Here is a 14,530-nt window from a genome sequence, read left to right as displayed (position 1 = left end):
CAAGACTGTGTGTCAATGCTAAATTGTTAGAATATATAACATGTATGTATGTATTCGCTTAAGTAGACGCCATTTTCTCTCGATACCTAACATGTATATAACGCAAAAAAGCCGCCTAAGCAGCGGCTTTGAAAATCGGTCCTTTCTCCCATTATTTATAGACCCTATTTGATTTTGGCGTAGCCCTGAATCCGCTTGTACATTGTTTTATCTTTCAACGCGTTAAAAATCGTCCGATCAGGCTGCGTATTAATTTCAAGAATCCACGGCTTCATCTTGGCATCGATCGCGATGTCGACTCCGAAAGCCCGTTTGCTCCGATAGCTTTTCCCAAGGACACGGCTTGCTTCCCGTCCCAATTCTTCCATTCTTCGAATATATTTTGTTTTGGCGTTTCCTTTCAGATGAGACGACAGCAGCGTGCCGATGGGCAGAGGAGTGCCCCCGGAGTGAAAATTCGTTACGATTTTTTTCGGCCTCCCCAATCGTCCGACAATCCCGGTCGGGACCAGGACTCGCTTCCTGTTTTTTTGCACCATAACCCGGATATCGAATGCCCGATTGTTATGCTTCAGCAAATCGATGCCTCTCTGAACGAGATATTTATTTTTTCGCATGACGGTATGAATGGCCCCGTATAAAGTGTCTATTGAACTGAAATTTCTCGCGGATACCCCGTTTCTTAACGTATACCCTTTTTTCGTTTTCGTAATTTTATAAATCCCGTGTCCTCCGGTGCCTTCGTCAGGCTTCAAATAAAGGGATTCATATCGTCCGATCATGGTTTTCAGATTGGATTTCGTAGCCGCTCGCGTGTCGGGGAGATAAGCTTTTATCGAATGAAACCGGTTCATAAAACGGTATTTTCCAAGCTTGCCCATTTTGTACTTAACCTTTTTCAAATTATCACCCTCCTGCATCTTCGCCAAATTAATATATGAGTAGATTAGAAGGGGTGGTACAGGCGATCGTTGAATTTCATTCCATAAAGGCAAGGCCTCAGCGGCATCAGAAACCGTAAATCGTCATGCCTCCTTATAAAGTGTCTGTCCCGCCAAGCACGTTCAACGTTTATCGGATCATGGTATGCACCATCGATGCCATCTCTAAAAATGTCAAGTTCTATTACACCTCTATTGAATTAATAATGAAAACGGCATGTTTCCGCTGTATATTTCTTTTCTTGACAAACGATTCCATTCTATTATACGCTCCGTATGTAAGGTATACTAACACGAGGAGATGGTTCTGCTTGTACTTAACCGGTAAAAGTAAGCGGATGGTGAACATGTTGTCGGTGCCCGTGCTGATCTGCACGCTCCTGGGTAACGCCCTGCCTGCATTCGCGCTGGATGCAAACGGCATGATCAGCGATGCTTCGACTACGACGGCAGCGCTCAACGACTTGAAGGCCGTCGTGCGCGAAGCGAGGAGCGTGAATTTGAAGAATTATCCGGCTGTATATGCGGATCAAGTGAAGTATGCCTTGTCTTTGGCCCAGTCGGTAACCCCCCGCGACACGGTCGACACGATTAACGAGATCCGGCTGACCCTGCGCGTCGCGCTCGATACGCTTACGATCGATTTGGAGAAAGCCACGATCGCGGATATGCAGGCGATGGTGAAGGCGAAGAAGCTTACATACGAGCAGTTGGTCAACATGTATTTAGCCCGGATTGATTTGTATAACTCGCACACCGTCCAATTAAACGCCGTCGCCATCGTAAATCCGAATGCGATCAAGCTGGCCAAGGAAAGCGATGCGACGGTTAAAGCGGATCCGTCCAAAGCCGCAGGCATGTTCGGCATTCCCGTTCTCATCAAAGACAATATCGGCACGGCCGGGGCCGACGGCATGCCCACGACGGCAGGCTCCATCGCATTGGCGAATAATTACCCGGTCAAGGATTCGTTCCTGGCGAGCCGGTTGAAGGAATCGGGCGCCATCATTTTAGGCAAAACGAATCTGTCCGAATTCGCAAACTTCATCGCCCAGGGCATGAAAAGCGGGTACTCCACCCTGCACGGCCAGGTGCTGAACCCCTATTTGCCCGGCGTGCTCGACGTTTCCGGCTCTTCCTCCGGTTCAGGCGCAGGCGGCGCGGCGGCGCTGGCCGCGATCACCATCGGCACGGAAACCTCCGGCTCCATCCTTTCTCCGTCCACCAATAACTCTTTGGTCGGCTTGAAGCCAACTGTCGGACTCGTCAGCCGGAACGGCATCATTCCCCTTTCGCACAGCCAGGATACGGCCGGACCGATGGGGCGCAGCGTATCCGATGTGGCCGCCCTGCTTACGGCCATGCAAGGGTACGACCCGGACGATCAGCATATCAATATGGGCGTCGACAATGAGATCCAGGTGGATCAATCGTATCTGGACGCGCATATGGAGAACTATACCGATTTTCTGAAGAAAGACGGCCTGAAAGGCAAGGTTCTCGGCGTATACAGCATTCCGGACAAGGACAAGCAGCCGGACCTTTATGCCGCGTTCCAGAACGTCATTCAAGTTCTCCAAAATCAAGGAGCAACCATCGTCTACGGCTCGGGCGGAGGCGGCATGTCGAGTGAACTGCCTTCGGCTCCGGCATCGAGGGTGCTGTATTACGATTTCAAGCAGGATATTGAACATTACCTGGAATCCCAGCAAAAGCCTATCGTGGCGAGCGACGGCAAAACGGTGATCAAGAGTCTGCAGGATATTATCGATTACAACAGCGCACACCCGGATATATTAAAATACGGTCAGAGCATTTTGCAGCAATGCGTCGCTTACGATATGACGCCGGGTTCACCGGATTATGAAACCTATCTCGCCCAACGGGCCGCCGATATCCAGTATTCCAGAAAGAACGGCATCAACTATCTGCTGGATAAATACAAGCTGGATGCGCTGATCGGGCTGAACGGCGCAACAACCGGCATCGCCGCCAAAGCGGGCTACCCAAGCATAACGGTACCGGCCGGCTATCGCACAGCCGAAGGAAGCAACGGCCAGCCGATTAATCTGCAAATTACGGGCGATGCCTTCACCGAAGACCAGCTCATTCAGATGGGGTATGCTTTCGAGCAGGCCACAAAAGCCCGGATTGCTCCGGGAATGGCCGTTAAAACCCGGCTCAAGTCGCTGATCGACGATGCCGCGGCGCTTCATGCAGGCGGTAAAGAGTACGACGCAGCGCTGACGGTTTATTCCAGCAACTTCTCGACCCAGCAAGAAGTGGATCATGCCGCCAATGCTTTATATGCCGCGCTGTACGATTCGTTCGACAAGCAATGGAAGGATCTGTTCAAGGGCAAAGACAAGTGATCTTTGCCTCCGCTTTCCAATAAGCGGACCGTAAGCCGCTGAAGACAAAAAGCGTCCGGCCGCACGTCAATCGTGCCGGCCGGACGCCTTTTGTTGTTTATGAAAATTAATGCTGCATTTCCTCAACCGTCGTTTGGATGATAATCCGAAGAGCCTTCAGCATCGTCTCATCCGATAACGTCGGCAAAAACGGATTGGCCGCCGCCATTTCCGTTGAAGCCGGAAAATGAACGAAGCCCGCGACCGTAGGTAAACCGTTTTGATGGATATAGTCTAATACCCCATACATCGTGTTGTTGCAAATAAAAGTTCCCGCCGTATTGGAAATATAGGCCGGCACCTTTTCTTCTATTAACCGGTTCACAATTTTGCGGACCGGCAGCCGTGTAAAGATCGCATCCGGACCGTCCGGTCGAATCGGTTCATCCGTCGGCCTGACTCCTTTATTATCGGCGAAGGGAGCATCCGCCGCGGTATCCTTTACATTGACGGCAACCCGCTCCGGAGTCACGGACGTTCTTCCGCCGTATAACCCGCAGGAAATGACGGCATCCGGCCGGAAAGCCTCGATTTCTTGAATCAGCCTTTCTGCGCATTCATCGTAATTGACCGGCAGCAATACCGTCTTCAGCTCCACGCCGGAGAAATGCTCGCTTGCGATCGATTGAATCATGTTTTCCGTTGGATTGACGGCATCCCCGCCAAACGCTTCGAATCCTGAAACCAACACTTTCATTTCAGCCTCTCCTCTCTAAAACCGGTAAACCAAGAAGTACATCAGCAGGATATTAATGACCAAAAGAGGGATTCCAATCGGGATTTGCGCTTTAATGACCGCGTTTCGATCCTTTAAATCGAGCAGCATGGCCGGAACAATATTAAAATTGGCGGCCATTGGCGTCATTAACGTTCCGCAATATCCGGCAAACATGCCGATCGCGGCCATAATCGCCGGATTCCCGCCATGCATATGAACGATAAGCGGAAGACCGATCCCTCCGGTGATGACGGCAAACGCTGCAAAAGCATTGCCCATGATCATGGTAAAGAGAGCCATTCCGATACAATAAGCGGCGACCGAGACAAACGCATATTGGGTCGGAAGAACGTCGCCGACCATTTTAGAGACGACGTCCCCCACGCCGGCCTGCGCAAAGATCGACCCGAGCGCCGATAGCATTTGCGGCAGTATCATCGACCAGCCGACGACCTCCATGAGCTTGCTGCCTTCGTTGATCGGGACGGAATAGGAAGCCTTTGTTAACGATTTGGCCACAAACAAGGCGATGATCGCGCTCAGTCCGAGCGCAATAAGGGTAACCATTTCCGGATCGACCAGGTTAAAATGGCCGAAATGGATTTTATTCAGCGTAAAGCTGCCGATCACCGTTATGATCGGGATCAACAATGCCGGAAGAAATATTTTCCCTTTGATCCTCGCAGCGTGCGCTTCGCGTTCTTCCTGAGGATGCTCCTTCTCGGGAGAAGCCTTCACTTTACCAAGCGCGGCGATAATCACCATGACGAGAACGAGATAACCGGTCAACAAATTGGGCATTACCTTGCCGAATATAAGCGTTACGGCGAAAAGGCCCCAAAATAACGCCGAGCCGACCCGGCTGGGATGCTCCGGATTCCGGGCGATCCGAAACGCGACAAAAGCTACGATAATGCCGACCAGATAATAGATATAATCAATCGTGATCAGATTGGTCACAGCGTCATCCCTCCGGAAGCGGTCAAGTCCGGATTCGTTTCCGGCTGAGGAGCTTGCTTTTTGGTCATTTCCCGCTCAATCCGCTTATCCAGCCGCCGCAGCCTGTGCCAGGATAAAAGGTAAACGGCAATGGCTGTCGGAAGCCCCCAAAGGGCCATATCCCATACGCCTACATGCAAGCCGGAGGAATCGAAGAACCCTTTCATCAAGAGAATCGCTCCGGTTGCAATGAAAATATCTTCGCCAAAAAAGAAGCCCACGTTTTCCATTGCGGCCGAATGGGCTTTAATATCGTTGCTCAGATGCTCCGGGATCAGGCCGTATTTCGCCACCGCAGCCCCTTCGGCCATCGGCGCGACGATCGGGCGCACGGTCTGGGGGTGCCCGCCGATATTAAGACCTAAGGCCGACGACCATTCCCTGATAAACAAATACCAAAGCATCACCTTTCCGGCACTAACGCCTTTTGTTTTTCGGATTAAAGCTTCCGCACGTTCCTTTAACCCGTAGCGCTCCAGCAGTCCGATGACCGGTATCGTCAGCACGATGGGAATCGTCATATACCGGTTCGTCGTAAATGCTTCGCCGAATTTCGTCATAATATCGTTAAAAGAAAGCCCGGCAATAAGTCCCGTTACAATACCGCCCGCCATAACGACAAGCAAAGTATTAAAACGGAATGCAAATCCTAAAGCGACAACTAAAATACCGATCAATTTAATCACCATTACACCTGCCTCTTTTTATTATCTAACATAACAATAGTATATTATATAACATGATTCTTCAATATAGTTTACATATGAATCAGCAATAAATCTTTCAATGCGTCGTTTTGTTATTTATTAGCTACTATAACTTAAAATGTTAACAACTGTAATCATGATGCAGCCGGTTTCAGCGGTTTACAACTTGTTTACAACTTGGAGATCGTTTCTTGTACCTTTTCATCTATCATAAATTAAGAAGAGAATAGCTGCGAGGTATTGATATGGAGAACATCATCATAATTGAAGACGACCCGGCGATTTCCGATCTGATCCGGCTGAATCTCGAATTGGCCGGGCACAATTGCCGGCAGGCTTATAGCGGGCAGGAAGCGCTAAGCGTGTTCACGGATTTTTCGCCCGATTTGGCGCTGCTAGATATCACGCTCCCCGACATGGAGGGGTACAAGCTGTTGGAACGGCTCAAGCAGAGCGAAGTGCCGGTCATTTTTCTGACGGCCCGAAACGCCCTTGCCGATAAAGTAAAAGGACTGAAAATGGGGGCCGACGACTATATCGTCAAGCCTTTCGAAGCCATGGAGCTGCTTGCCAGAATCGAAGCGGTGCTTCGCCGTTACGGCAGGAAAAGCGATCGAGTGGAGTGCGGAGGCCTCGAGATTTACCTGCAGGAGCGCACGGTCAAGCGGGATGGCGTCCCCGTCGAACTGACGATGAAGGAATACGAGCTGCTCCTTCTTCTCCTCCATAACCGGAACAAGGCCCTGTCCCGGGAAAAAATTTTGGAGCTCGTTTGGGACTACGAGTACAGTGGAGAGACGAGGACCGTAGATATTCATATTCAAAAGATACGCAAAAAACTGGGATGGGAAGACCGAATCAAAACCGTCTACAAGTTCGGTTACCGGCTTGAGGTATCCCCATGAAGCTCTGGCAAAAGGTTTTTTGGGGTACCTTCCTCCTGTTTGAGGTGCTGTTCAATGCGTCCTCTTTTTACCTGATCCAGCATAATTTTAATCAGAATTTAATCAGGGAAGTCGATCGGGGATTAACGAACCAGCAGCTTTTAACCGCGCAAATCGAAAATGAATGGTCGTATATTAACAATTTGAACCAACTGTTGAATGCCGCAAAAGAAGATGCCGGCGATTTTTTGCAGCACAATGCATCGAAGTATTTGAAATCCTTCGATCCGAGCAGCGTTTTTATAGACATTAAGGACGATCGCGATCAAACGGTATTTTCGAATTTCTCCGAAACGATTGACGGCCCGAGACCCGAGCTTGAGGTAAAAAATCCCGCCGACAGAAAATATATCATTCGCAGCATCGGCCGCAAGAGCGAATTGTTTGTCGCCGGCATGCTCACCTTGAGCGGCCGCGGCTTCAAGCTCGCGTACATCCTGGATTTAACGGACATTTACGCGGATAAGAACGCGCAGATCCGAGCTTTTATCAAGATCAATATCGTCATCACCGTCGTCCTTGCAGCCGGCCTTTACGGCCTGATTTGGTATCTCACACGCTCTGTCCGCATGCTCACCAGATCCGCGCAGACGATAGCTTCGGGCCGGTATTCGCATCGCGTCAACGTGTTATCTAAGGACGAGATCGGCCTGCTGTCGGAGCAGTTCAACAAAATGGCCGAGGCGATCGAGGAAAAAGTCCAAGCATTGGAGACGGCCGCCGGGAACAGGCAGCGGTTTATTCATTATTTGACACATGAATTAAAGACGCCGCTTACTTCGATTATCGGCTACGCCGATTTGCTCCGAACGACGGCATTTAACGAAGAAGTGTTTTACAAATCCCTCCATTATATTTACAGCGAAGGAAAACGGCTGGAAAGTCTTGCTTTTAAGCTCATGGACCTCATCCTCGTCGAAAATATTCAGCCCCGCATGACCGTGCTGGACATACGGCCGATTTTCGAAGAGACCGCACAATTGATGAGACTTCAGCTGGAAAAGGCGCAGGTAAGTCTGTCCATGTCTGTGGAAGCCGCGAAGCTGCCGATGGAGAGCGATTTGGTCCAAATTATGTGCACCAATTTGATCGACAATTCCATTAAAGCTTCGAATACCGGGAGCGGGATCGGCTTCCGCGGGTACCGGACGGAGGACTCCCGGTATGTCATCGAAGTGCAGGACGAGGGAATCGGGATTCCCGAGCAGGATATTCCGAACGTGTTCGAGCCGTTTTTTACGGCGAATCCGTCCCGTTCGCAGTCGAATCGCGGCGCCGGATTGGGTCTTGCGATTTGCTCGGAGATCGTCCGGCTTCATGCGGGAGAGCTGGATATTCAGAGCCGCCTGAACGAAGGAACCGTTATCCGAGTCATCCTTCCCGGATCATACAACTCCTTTACAACCTGCCGATAGTTATGAAATAAGCTGCTTTTATAATGAAATGGCAAGCCGGAACCGCGCATTCCGGCCGCAAATCATAAATCGGAGGGAAAAACATGAAGCTCCTCGAAGCAGTCAAAAGCAAAAAAATAGCGGGAACGTTTCTGGCGTCGGCGCTCGTTATCGGAAGTCTTGGCACCATTTCCGCATTCGCGGCGAATGGGAGCGACGCCATTCCGAAAAATACGGTCATGACGGCGTCCGCTCCGACTGACGCGTCGGCTGCAGCATCGGACAAAGCCGAAGGAACGATCGAATACGGCAAGGCCGTTTATTCGAGAACCGATGGCAGCCAGAACTTCACATTGGAGCATTGGTATAATCCGCAAACGAAGGATTACAGAACGGATGTCATCGATTATTCAGCCGATCATCGTTTTTTGGGCTATCGAAGCACCTACTATCTTAACGGCCGCAGCGAGATGGTCGTCATTCAACGGGACCAAAACGGCAATCCCGTAAGCGGAAAAATGCTCAAGCGAACGGATGATCCAAAGCCATTCGAACCGTTGGATCAAAAAAATCTCGATTTTAGCGCCGTAAAGGAAAATTACGAAGCCAGCTATTGGACTTCCGTCGGCACCGAGCAAACGCCCGATGGGAAAACAGTGAATAAGATCATGGACAGCTATCAGTCCTACATCGATGACAACACGCAAGCCAATATGCAGTACATCGTGTATCTCGATCCGAAATCCGGTTTTCCGGTCAAGGAAGAGCTTTATGAGGATTCTAGCGGCACCTTCAAGCTGTTCAGCACCGATACGGACGAATATCAATATGTTTCGGATGACGGATCCATCTTCAATATTGGCGGAATAACGCTTACCCCGGTTAAAAGTTCCGCCGAGTTGATTGCAAAAAAATAGGTTTTCGGATCAAGCTTAAAATTTACGATCGTCAAATAGCCCCCGCCTGCAGGCGGGGGCTGTTTAGACAGACTGGAATAACCGAGAGAGATTTTGAGAAGCCGCAGATATTACTTGGCGTTTTGCCGCAGATCATGCAATGGAAGCTGTAGAAATCGGCTTCATTCCATAAAAATTTTAATACTCCCCTTTAATGACAAAATAGGAGCCCCGAATCGTTCCGGCCAGTTTGGACTTCTGCCGCGCAAACTTAAACTTCCCTAATTCCGTTGGGACTTCCATCCCCTCGGAAAGCTTAAAGCCGACGGCCCGTTTCTTCGGGTCATCAACGGTATACAAGACATTGACTCCAAGACCGTCCTCATAAAAGACGAAGGTCCATTTAATATTTTCCACTTGAAGACACGCCGTTTCTAAAGGTTTGGCCGCAAACTCAATGCCGCGTTCTTCCTTCAAAATTCGGTTCACATAATCGATGGTCTCCTGGCTCTCGCCGGCCGGCACGACCGTAAATTCCTGCTTGTATTTGTTCATGAAGTAACGGGCTTCATTCGCCCGCAAACCGGCAAGCGCTTCAGCAACCGGTGAAGACTCTAAACCGACCGTGGACACATTTTTGAAATCGACGAGATAGGACATTTTCATTCATCTCTCCTTCTACCTTTTGATATCCTCGCAACAGGAATTTACAGAATACGGTTACTGCTCCAGCACCTTCTCCAGATCGCCGCACCATTTGCTCCAGCCAAATTTCGCTCCGCCCAAGGCTTGAGCGTTTGAAATACCGCTTTGATCGAGATGCAGGTTAACTCGGCCATCCCCTAAATCCTTCAGCGTCCAGGTAATCGTATGCTTCTCCCCGCCGCTCGCCCACGTATAGGACACCCGGTCCGGCGCGTCTACAATAAGCACTTCGCCGTCAATAATCCCGTCCCAATATTCGTTCGGCTTGGTGCGGAACTGAAAACGGTGTCCGACGACGGGCTTAAAATCATTTTCCATCGCCTCACCGGTATGGATGTTGGACATCCATTTGGCAAGCTTGCCGGAATCGGTTAAGGCGAACCAAAGCTTCTCGATCGACGTCGTGAACTGAAAATCCATCGTTAACGTTAAACTCATTCTTCTTCCTCCTCCAAAAATTGGGTTAAGCGCTGCATATTTGTACTCCAAAACTTGCGATAGAATGCCACCCAATCTTGAATTTCCCGGAGTGGAGCGGCGTTCAGCCTAAATCGCGTTTCTCGGCCGACTTTTCGGTCAAGGACCAGCCCGGCCTCTTTCAGAATGGTCAAATGCTTGGATACCGCTGTACGTCCCATTTGGAACTGGGCCGTTAACTGATGAAGAGGTACTTCCTCTGCCTCGGCTAACAGACGAATCAGCCGGCGCCGAGTGGGGTCTGCAATGGCATCAAACACATCCCGTAACGGATTGTTCTCGATCACAGCACCCCCTCCCAAATGTTGAATTTTTGCAAAAGAACATGAGCGGATTTCATGACGTTTAACGACAATCGCAGTCCTTACCCGAAACTGGAATTGTACTCACTTTGAGAAAGGACACTATTTGGTGACGGTTTAATTATAGGACACCATTAAGTGTCATGTCAACTGCATTTTTAAACCCGCATGAAAATTGACGCTCAAGCCGTATCTCTCGCCGTTCCGGTCACTTGAACGCCAAAAAATCTCCGGGGGCTCACGCCTTCCGGAGATTTTTCATTTACGATAACAAACGGTCAACGGAGGCAAACTCGAGTTTGAGGCGCCTTGCCTCTATGCGCTTGATCAGTTGGTCGGTTCAGGCACCTGCTCCGAAATTTCCGCCGGGTACGTGAACCGGTAGCGGCCCGAGCCAATTTCCAGACGGATGCCGCCGTCCGCCGTCTCTTCGGTACGGTAAATTCCCGCTGCTGCATTCACGCTTGTGCCACTTTCCAGCAGCAGACGGCGGGAGGCAGCCGGCAAAACGACGGATGCCGTCGTATTCGGCGGGATGGCGACCGTCAGCTCCATCCCTTCATCCGTTCTCGACCACCCGGCTTCAATCGCGCCGTACAGCGATTGATAGGAAGCTTTGGCATAGGAGAGGCGCGGGTCGATTTGCGGCTCGATATGGATATGCTTATAGCCCGGTTTTTCCGGGTCGGTGTTGATCCCCGTAACCGTCCGGTACATCCAATCGCCGATCGAGCCGTACGCGTAGTGATTGAAGGAGTTCATGTCGGCGCTCCAGAAGGACCCGTCTTCCTTGATGCCGTCCCAATGCTCCCAAATCGTCGTCGCCCCTTTCTTCACCTGATCGAGCCAGGAAGGGAAATCCTGCTGAAGCAGCAGTTCATACGCGAGATCCGTTCGGCCGAAGCGGCTGAGCACGAGACAGATATAGGGCGTGCCGACGAAGCCGGTCGTCAGATGGTTTTTATTTTTTTTCAAAAGCTCTTCCAGCGCGGTCACGGTCCGGGGAACGTCCCGCTCCTCGAGCAGATCGAACATCAGGGCCAGCACCTGCGCGGTCTGCGTCGGGGAGGCGATCCGGCCGTTCGGCGTTACATATTCCCGGCGGAAATCGTCCAGAATGCGCGCGTGCAGCCTGCGGTACCGGGCAGCGTCCTCCTCTTTGCCCAGCAGCTCCGCCGTTTTCACGACGAGGCCGGTCGAGTGCACATAATAAGCCGCCGCCACCAGGTCTTCCGGCGTTGCCCCGCGGTAGCTGCCCTGCTTCGCGTCGAGCGCCAGCCAGTCGCCGATTTGCGGCTGCTTGCCCCAGTCCGCGCCTTCTTCGCCGTGGCTGCGCATATATTCGACCCAGCGCACCATGCTGTCGTACATCTCCGCCAAAATCCGCGTATCGCCGTAGCATTCGTACAGCGCCCACGGCACGATCGTGACCGCGTCCCCCCAGGCGGCCATCGCCCGCGGCTTCGGAAGCACGTGCGGAATATAATTCGGGATGGCGCCGTTCTCCATCTGCTCGGCTTTCATGTCCAGCAGCCATTTGGTGAAAAAAGAGGCGGTGTTCATATTAAAGCATGCGGTCCGCGCGAACACTTGGGCGTCCCCCGTCCAGCCCATCCGTTCGTCCCGCTGCGGGCAGTCCGTGGGCACATCGACGAAGTTGCCCTTCTGTCCCCATAAAATGTTCATCTGCAGCCGGTTGACCAGCGGCTCCGAGCATTCGAAACGGCCGCTTTGCTCCATATCCGAATGAATGACGACGCCTTCGAAGCACTCCGGCTTCACCTCGCCGGGATATGCCGCGACGCGCACGTACCGGAAGCCCTGAAACGAGAAACGGGGCTCGAACGTCTCGTCGCCTTCCCCCCGCAGCACGTAACGGTTCCGCTGCTTGGCGCCGCGAAGATTGTCCGCGTAGAAATTTCCGTCTTTGTCCAGCACCTCGGCGTGCTCCAGCACAATCTCCGCACCCGCCGGCCCTTTGGCGCGCACACGGATAAATCCGACCATGTTCTGTCCCATATCGAGCACCGTATCGCCGGCAGGCGTACGCAGCAGCTCGACCGGCCGCAGCAGCTCCTGTACCCGCACCGGCTCGTTCACCTGCGCGACCAGCCGTCTTTTATCCGCCTCGATGCGCTCCGCCGGCTTCCAGCCGCTGTCGTCGAACCCGGGCAGGTCCCAGCCGGGCTGCAGCAGCCGGGCGTCCGTCTGCTCGCCCGCATACATCTCCGAAGCGACGATTTCGCTTTGCGACCGCTTCCAAGACTCGTCGGTGGCGATCCGCTCCTCGCGTCCGTCCCGGTAGCGGATCCGGATTTCCGCCAGCAGAGCGCTGCGGTTCCCGTAAATGCTGCGCTGGTGGTCCCAGCTGAAGCTGCCCCGGTACCAGCCTTCGCCGACCAATGCGCCCGCGGCATTGTCCCCTTCCCTCAGCTGCGCCGTAATATCGTAGGTCTGGTACTGCAGCCGGTTGGTATAGGACGTCCAGCCCGGCGTCAAGAGATCGCCGCCAACCTTGCTGCCGTTCAGCCTCAGCTCGTACAGTCCGAGCGCCGTCACGTACACGGTCGCCCGTTCGACCGCCCCGCTGACCTGAAAAGTCTTGCGGAACAGCGGGACAGGCTCCGCCTGCGAGCCGTCGCCTTCCGCCTCGCACCCGATAAAGTCCCCGGTCCATTCCCCCGCTTCCAGCAGTCCCGTTTCCCAGAAGGCAGGCTCGCTCCATTCGCTCTCCCGGCCCGCTTCATCCCGGATCATCACCCGGACATGATACCGGGTGCAGGAGCGAAGCGGCTCGCCCGCATACTCGACCTGCTGGGAGCGGCCGCTCTCCGCCCAGCCCGAATCCCAGACAAGCCGTCCGAAGCCCGGGTCTTCCTCGGCGGTCTGAATCCGGTAAGCGGTTTGCATCACGCCTCTCCGGCTGCCGAACAGCTTCCAGCCGAGCCGCGGATTCGCGATGTCGATGCCGACCGGGTTCCTTTTATACTCGCAGCGAATATCGCCGACGCCGACAAGCTCAAGATCAGTACGCCGCTCGGCCGTTTGCCCGTCTTGTTTCATTAGAAATAACCACCTTTCGGATGGATGAAATCGGACTTTCTTCCAGATTACCCCTTCACCGCTCCCAGCACAATGCCTTTGGTGAAATACTTTTGCAGGAACGGGTACATGAGCAGAATCGGCACCATGCCGCTGAATATTTGCGCCGACTGCAGCGTCACGCCGTTCACTTCGGCATAGCTCGCCGCCTGGTCGAGACTCGTGATGTCCTGATTTTGAATCACCGTATACAAATACGTCTGCAGCGGATAAAGCTTGCTGTCGTTCATATAGATCAGGCCGTCGTACCAGGAATTCCAATGCCCGACGAAGCTGAACAGCACGATCGTCGCGATGACGGGCTTCGACAGCGGAAGAATGAGCCTCCGCCAGCACATCCAGTAGCTTGCGCCGTCGATAAACGCCGCCTCTTCAATTTCCTTCGGCAGCATTTTAATGAAATTCATAACCAGGATGACGCTGAAAATGGGGACCGCGCCGGGCAGCACGAGCGCCCAAAGCGTATTGAGCAGGTGCAAATTTTTGACCAGCATGTACGTCGGTACGAGTCCGGCGTTGAACAGCATGACGAATACGAGCAGCCACACATACAAATTCCGCCCCGGCAATTCCTTCGCCGTCTTGGACAGCGGGTAGCCCATCAGGGCTGTCAGTGCGGCATTGACCGCGACCCCGACCACGGTTCGCTCGATCGAGACGCCGAAGGAGGTGATGAAGGGCGCTCTGGAAAACACCGCCGCATAGGCTTGAAACGTAAAATCGACCGGCCAGACGACCACCCGGTTAGCGGCCGCCGGACCCGCGCTGCTGAGCGAAACGGCCAAAATATGCAGCACCGGAAATACGCACAGCGCGCCTGCGCAGGCAAGGAACAAATAATTGACGCAGGTGAACAGCCGGCCGGCGTTCATTCTGCTTGCGATCGCAAACCCGTTCGTCCTGTCGGCCGCAGCCGTTTGTTTCATCCCGTTCA

Annotated in this window: 13 protein-coding genes; 4 read left to right on the top strand and 9 right to left on the bottom strand. The window is 52.7% G+C overall.

The features are described from left to right. Positions 1-164: 164 nt before the first annotated feature. A complete protein-coding gene (locus tag PD282_RS06705) occupies positions 165-902 on the bottom strand; it encodes a YheC/YheD family protein (RefSeq protein ID WP_274649574.1) in 738 nt (245 codons plus the stop codon). Positions 903-1,288: 386 nt separating this feature from the next. Here PD282_RS06705 and PD282_RS06700 point away from each other — a divergent pair, with 386 nt between their 5' ends. Next, positions 1,289-3,313: an amidase family protein gene (locus PD282_RS06700; protein ID WP_274649573.1), complete on the top strand. Its 2,025-nt coding sequence runs from the start codon at positions 1,289-1,291 to the stop codon at positions 3,311-3,313. A 106-nt stretch (positions 3,314-3,419) separates the two neighbouring features. Here PD282_RS06700 and PD282_RS06695 read toward each other — a convergent pair whose 3' ends face one another. From PD282_RS06695 to PD282_RS06685, 3 genes are read right to left on the bottom strand one after another with little or no spacing between them, the layout of a single operon-like run. Next, positions 3,420-4,049 (bottom strand): pyroglutamyl-peptidase I, encoded by a 630-nt coding sequence (locus PD282_RS06695; RefSeq protein WP_274649572.1) that lies wholly within the window; start codon positions 4,047-4,049, stop codon positions 3,420-3,422. Between the two features lie 15 nt (positions 4,050-4,064). Continuing rightward, positions 4,065-5,030: a DUF979 domain-containing protein gene (locus tag PD282_RS06690; protein WP_274649571.1), complete on the bottom strand. Its 966-nt coding sequence runs from the start codon at positions 5,028-5,030 to the stop codon at positions 4,065-4,067. Continuing rightward, entirely contained in the window at positions 5,027-5,755 is a 729-nt protein-coding gene (locus tag PD282_RS06685) for a DUF969 domain-containing protein (protein ID WP_274655072.1), read from the bottom strand. Before PD282_RS06685 ends, PD282_RS06690 begins: the two co-directional genes overlap by 4 nt. Before the next feature lie 266 nt (positions 5,756-6,021). On the opposite strand from PD282_RS06685, the gene PD282_RS06680 reads away from it, so the two are divergent. The 3 genes from PD282_RS06680 (at position 6,022) to PD282_RS06670 (ending at position 9,031) form a co-directional block, all read left to right on the top strand. Continuing rightward, positions 6,022-6,681, top strand: coding sequence for a response regulator transcription factor (locus PD282_RS06680; protein ID WP_274649570.1), 660 nt, complete (start codon positions 6,022-6,024; stop codon positions 6,679-6,681). Next, positions 6,678-8,135 (top strand): sensor histidine kinase, encoded by a 1,458-nt coding sequence (locus PD282_RS06675; protein ID WP_274649569.1) that lies wholly within the window; start codon positions 6,678-6,680, stop codon positions 8,133-8,135. Before PD282_RS06680 ends, PD282_RS06675 begins: the two co-directional genes overlap by 4 nt. 83 nt (positions 8,136-8,218) lie before the next feature. Next, entirely contained in the window at positions 8,219-9,031 is an 813-nt protein-coding gene (locus tag PD282_RS06670; protein ID WP_274649568.1) for a hypothetical protein, read from the top strand. Positions 9,032-9,208: 177 nt separating this feature from the next. On the opposite strand, the gene PD282_RS06665 is transcribed toward PD282_RS06670, so the two are convergent. The 5 genes from PD282_RS06665 to PD282_RS06645 all read right to left on the bottom strand — a co-directional run bounded on the left by PD282_RS06665 (position 9,209) and on the right by PD282_RS06645 (position 14,522). Further along, a complete protein-coding gene (locus PD282_RS06665) occupies positions 9,209-9,670 on the bottom strand; it encodes a phage tail protein (RefSeq protein ID WP_274649567.1) in 462 nt (153 codons plus the stop codon). Positions 9,671-9,730: 60 nt separating this feature from the next. After that, a complete protein-coding gene (locus PD282_RS06660) occupies positions 9,731-10,153 on the bottom strand; it encodes an SRPBCC family protein (protein ID WP_274649566.1) in 423 nt (140 codons plus the stop codon). Then, positions 10,150-10,479: an ArsR/SmtB family transcription factor gene (locus tag PD282_RS06655; protein ID WP_274649565.1), complete on the bottom strand. Its 330-nt coding sequence runs from the start codon at positions 10,477-10,479 to the stop codon at positions 10,150-10,152. The genes PD282_RS06660 and PD282_RS06655 overlap by 4 nt, the downstream gene beginning before the upstream one ends. Positions 10,480-10,821: 342 nt before the next feature. Continuing rightward, positions 10,822-13,557, bottom strand: a complete 2,736-nt coding sequence (locus PD282_RS06650) for an alpha-L-rhamnosidase (RefSeq protein WP_274649564.1) — start codon at positions 13,555-13,557, stop codon at positions 10,822-10,824. Positions 13,558-13,604: 47 nt separating this feature from the next. Beyond that, entirely contained in the window at positions 13,605-14,522 is a 918-nt protein-coding gene (locus PD282_RS06645) for a carbohydrate ABC transporter permease (RefSeq protein ID WP_274649563.1), read from the bottom strand. Between the last annotated feature and the right edge of the window lie 8 nt (positions 14,523-14,530).

The sequence above is a fragment of the Paenibacillus humicola genome (genome assembly GCF_028826105.1).
GTDB classification, from domain to species: domain Bacteria; phylum Bacillota; class Bacilli; order Paenibacillales; family Paenibacillaceae; genus Paenibacillus_Z; species Paenibacillus_Z humicola.
The sequence above is the reverse complement of the archived record's forward strand: the minus strand, read 5'-3'. Positions and strand labels throughout refer to the sequence as shown.

Excerpts from the sequence above, each read along its gene's own strand:
- PD282_RS06680 (WP_274649570.1), top strand. The coding sequence starts at position 6,022 with ATGGAGAACATCATCATAATTGAAGACGACCCGGCGATTTCCGATCTG.
- PD282_RS06650 (WP_274649564.1), bottom strand. The coding sequence starts at position 13,557 with ATGAAACAAGACGGGCAAACGGCCGAGCGGCGTACTGATCTTGAGCTT.
- PD282_RS06695 (WP_274649572.1), bottom strand. The coding sequence starts at position 4,049 with ATGAAAGTGTTGGTTTCAGGATTCGAAGCGTTTGGCGGGGATGCCGTC.
- PD282_RS06665 (WP_274649567.1), bottom strand. The coding sequence starts at position 9,670 with ATGTCCTATCTCGTCGATTTCAAAAATGTGTCCACGGTCGGTTTAGAG.
- PD282_RS06670 (WP_274649568.1), top strand. The coding sequence starts at position 8,219 with ATGAAGCTCCTCGAAGCAGTCAAAAGCAAAAAAATAGCGGGAACGTTT.
- PD282_RS06675 (WP_274649569.1), top strand. The coding sequence starts at position 6,678 with ATGAAGCTCTGGCAAAAGGTTTTTTGGGGTACCTTCCTCCTGTTTGAG.
- PD282_RS06660 (WP_274649566.1), bottom strand. The coding sequence starts at position 10,153 with ATGAGTTTAACGTTAACGATGGATTTTCAGTTCACGACGTCGATCGAG.
- PD282_RS06700 (WP_274649573.1), top strand. The coding sequence starts at position 1,289 with ATGTTGTCGGTGCCCGTGCTGATCTGCACGCTCCTGGGTAACGCCCTG.
- PD282_RS06645 (WP_274649563.1), bottom strand. The coding sequence starts at position 14,522 with ATGAAACAAACGGCTGCGGCCGACAGGACGAACGGGTTTGCGATCGCA.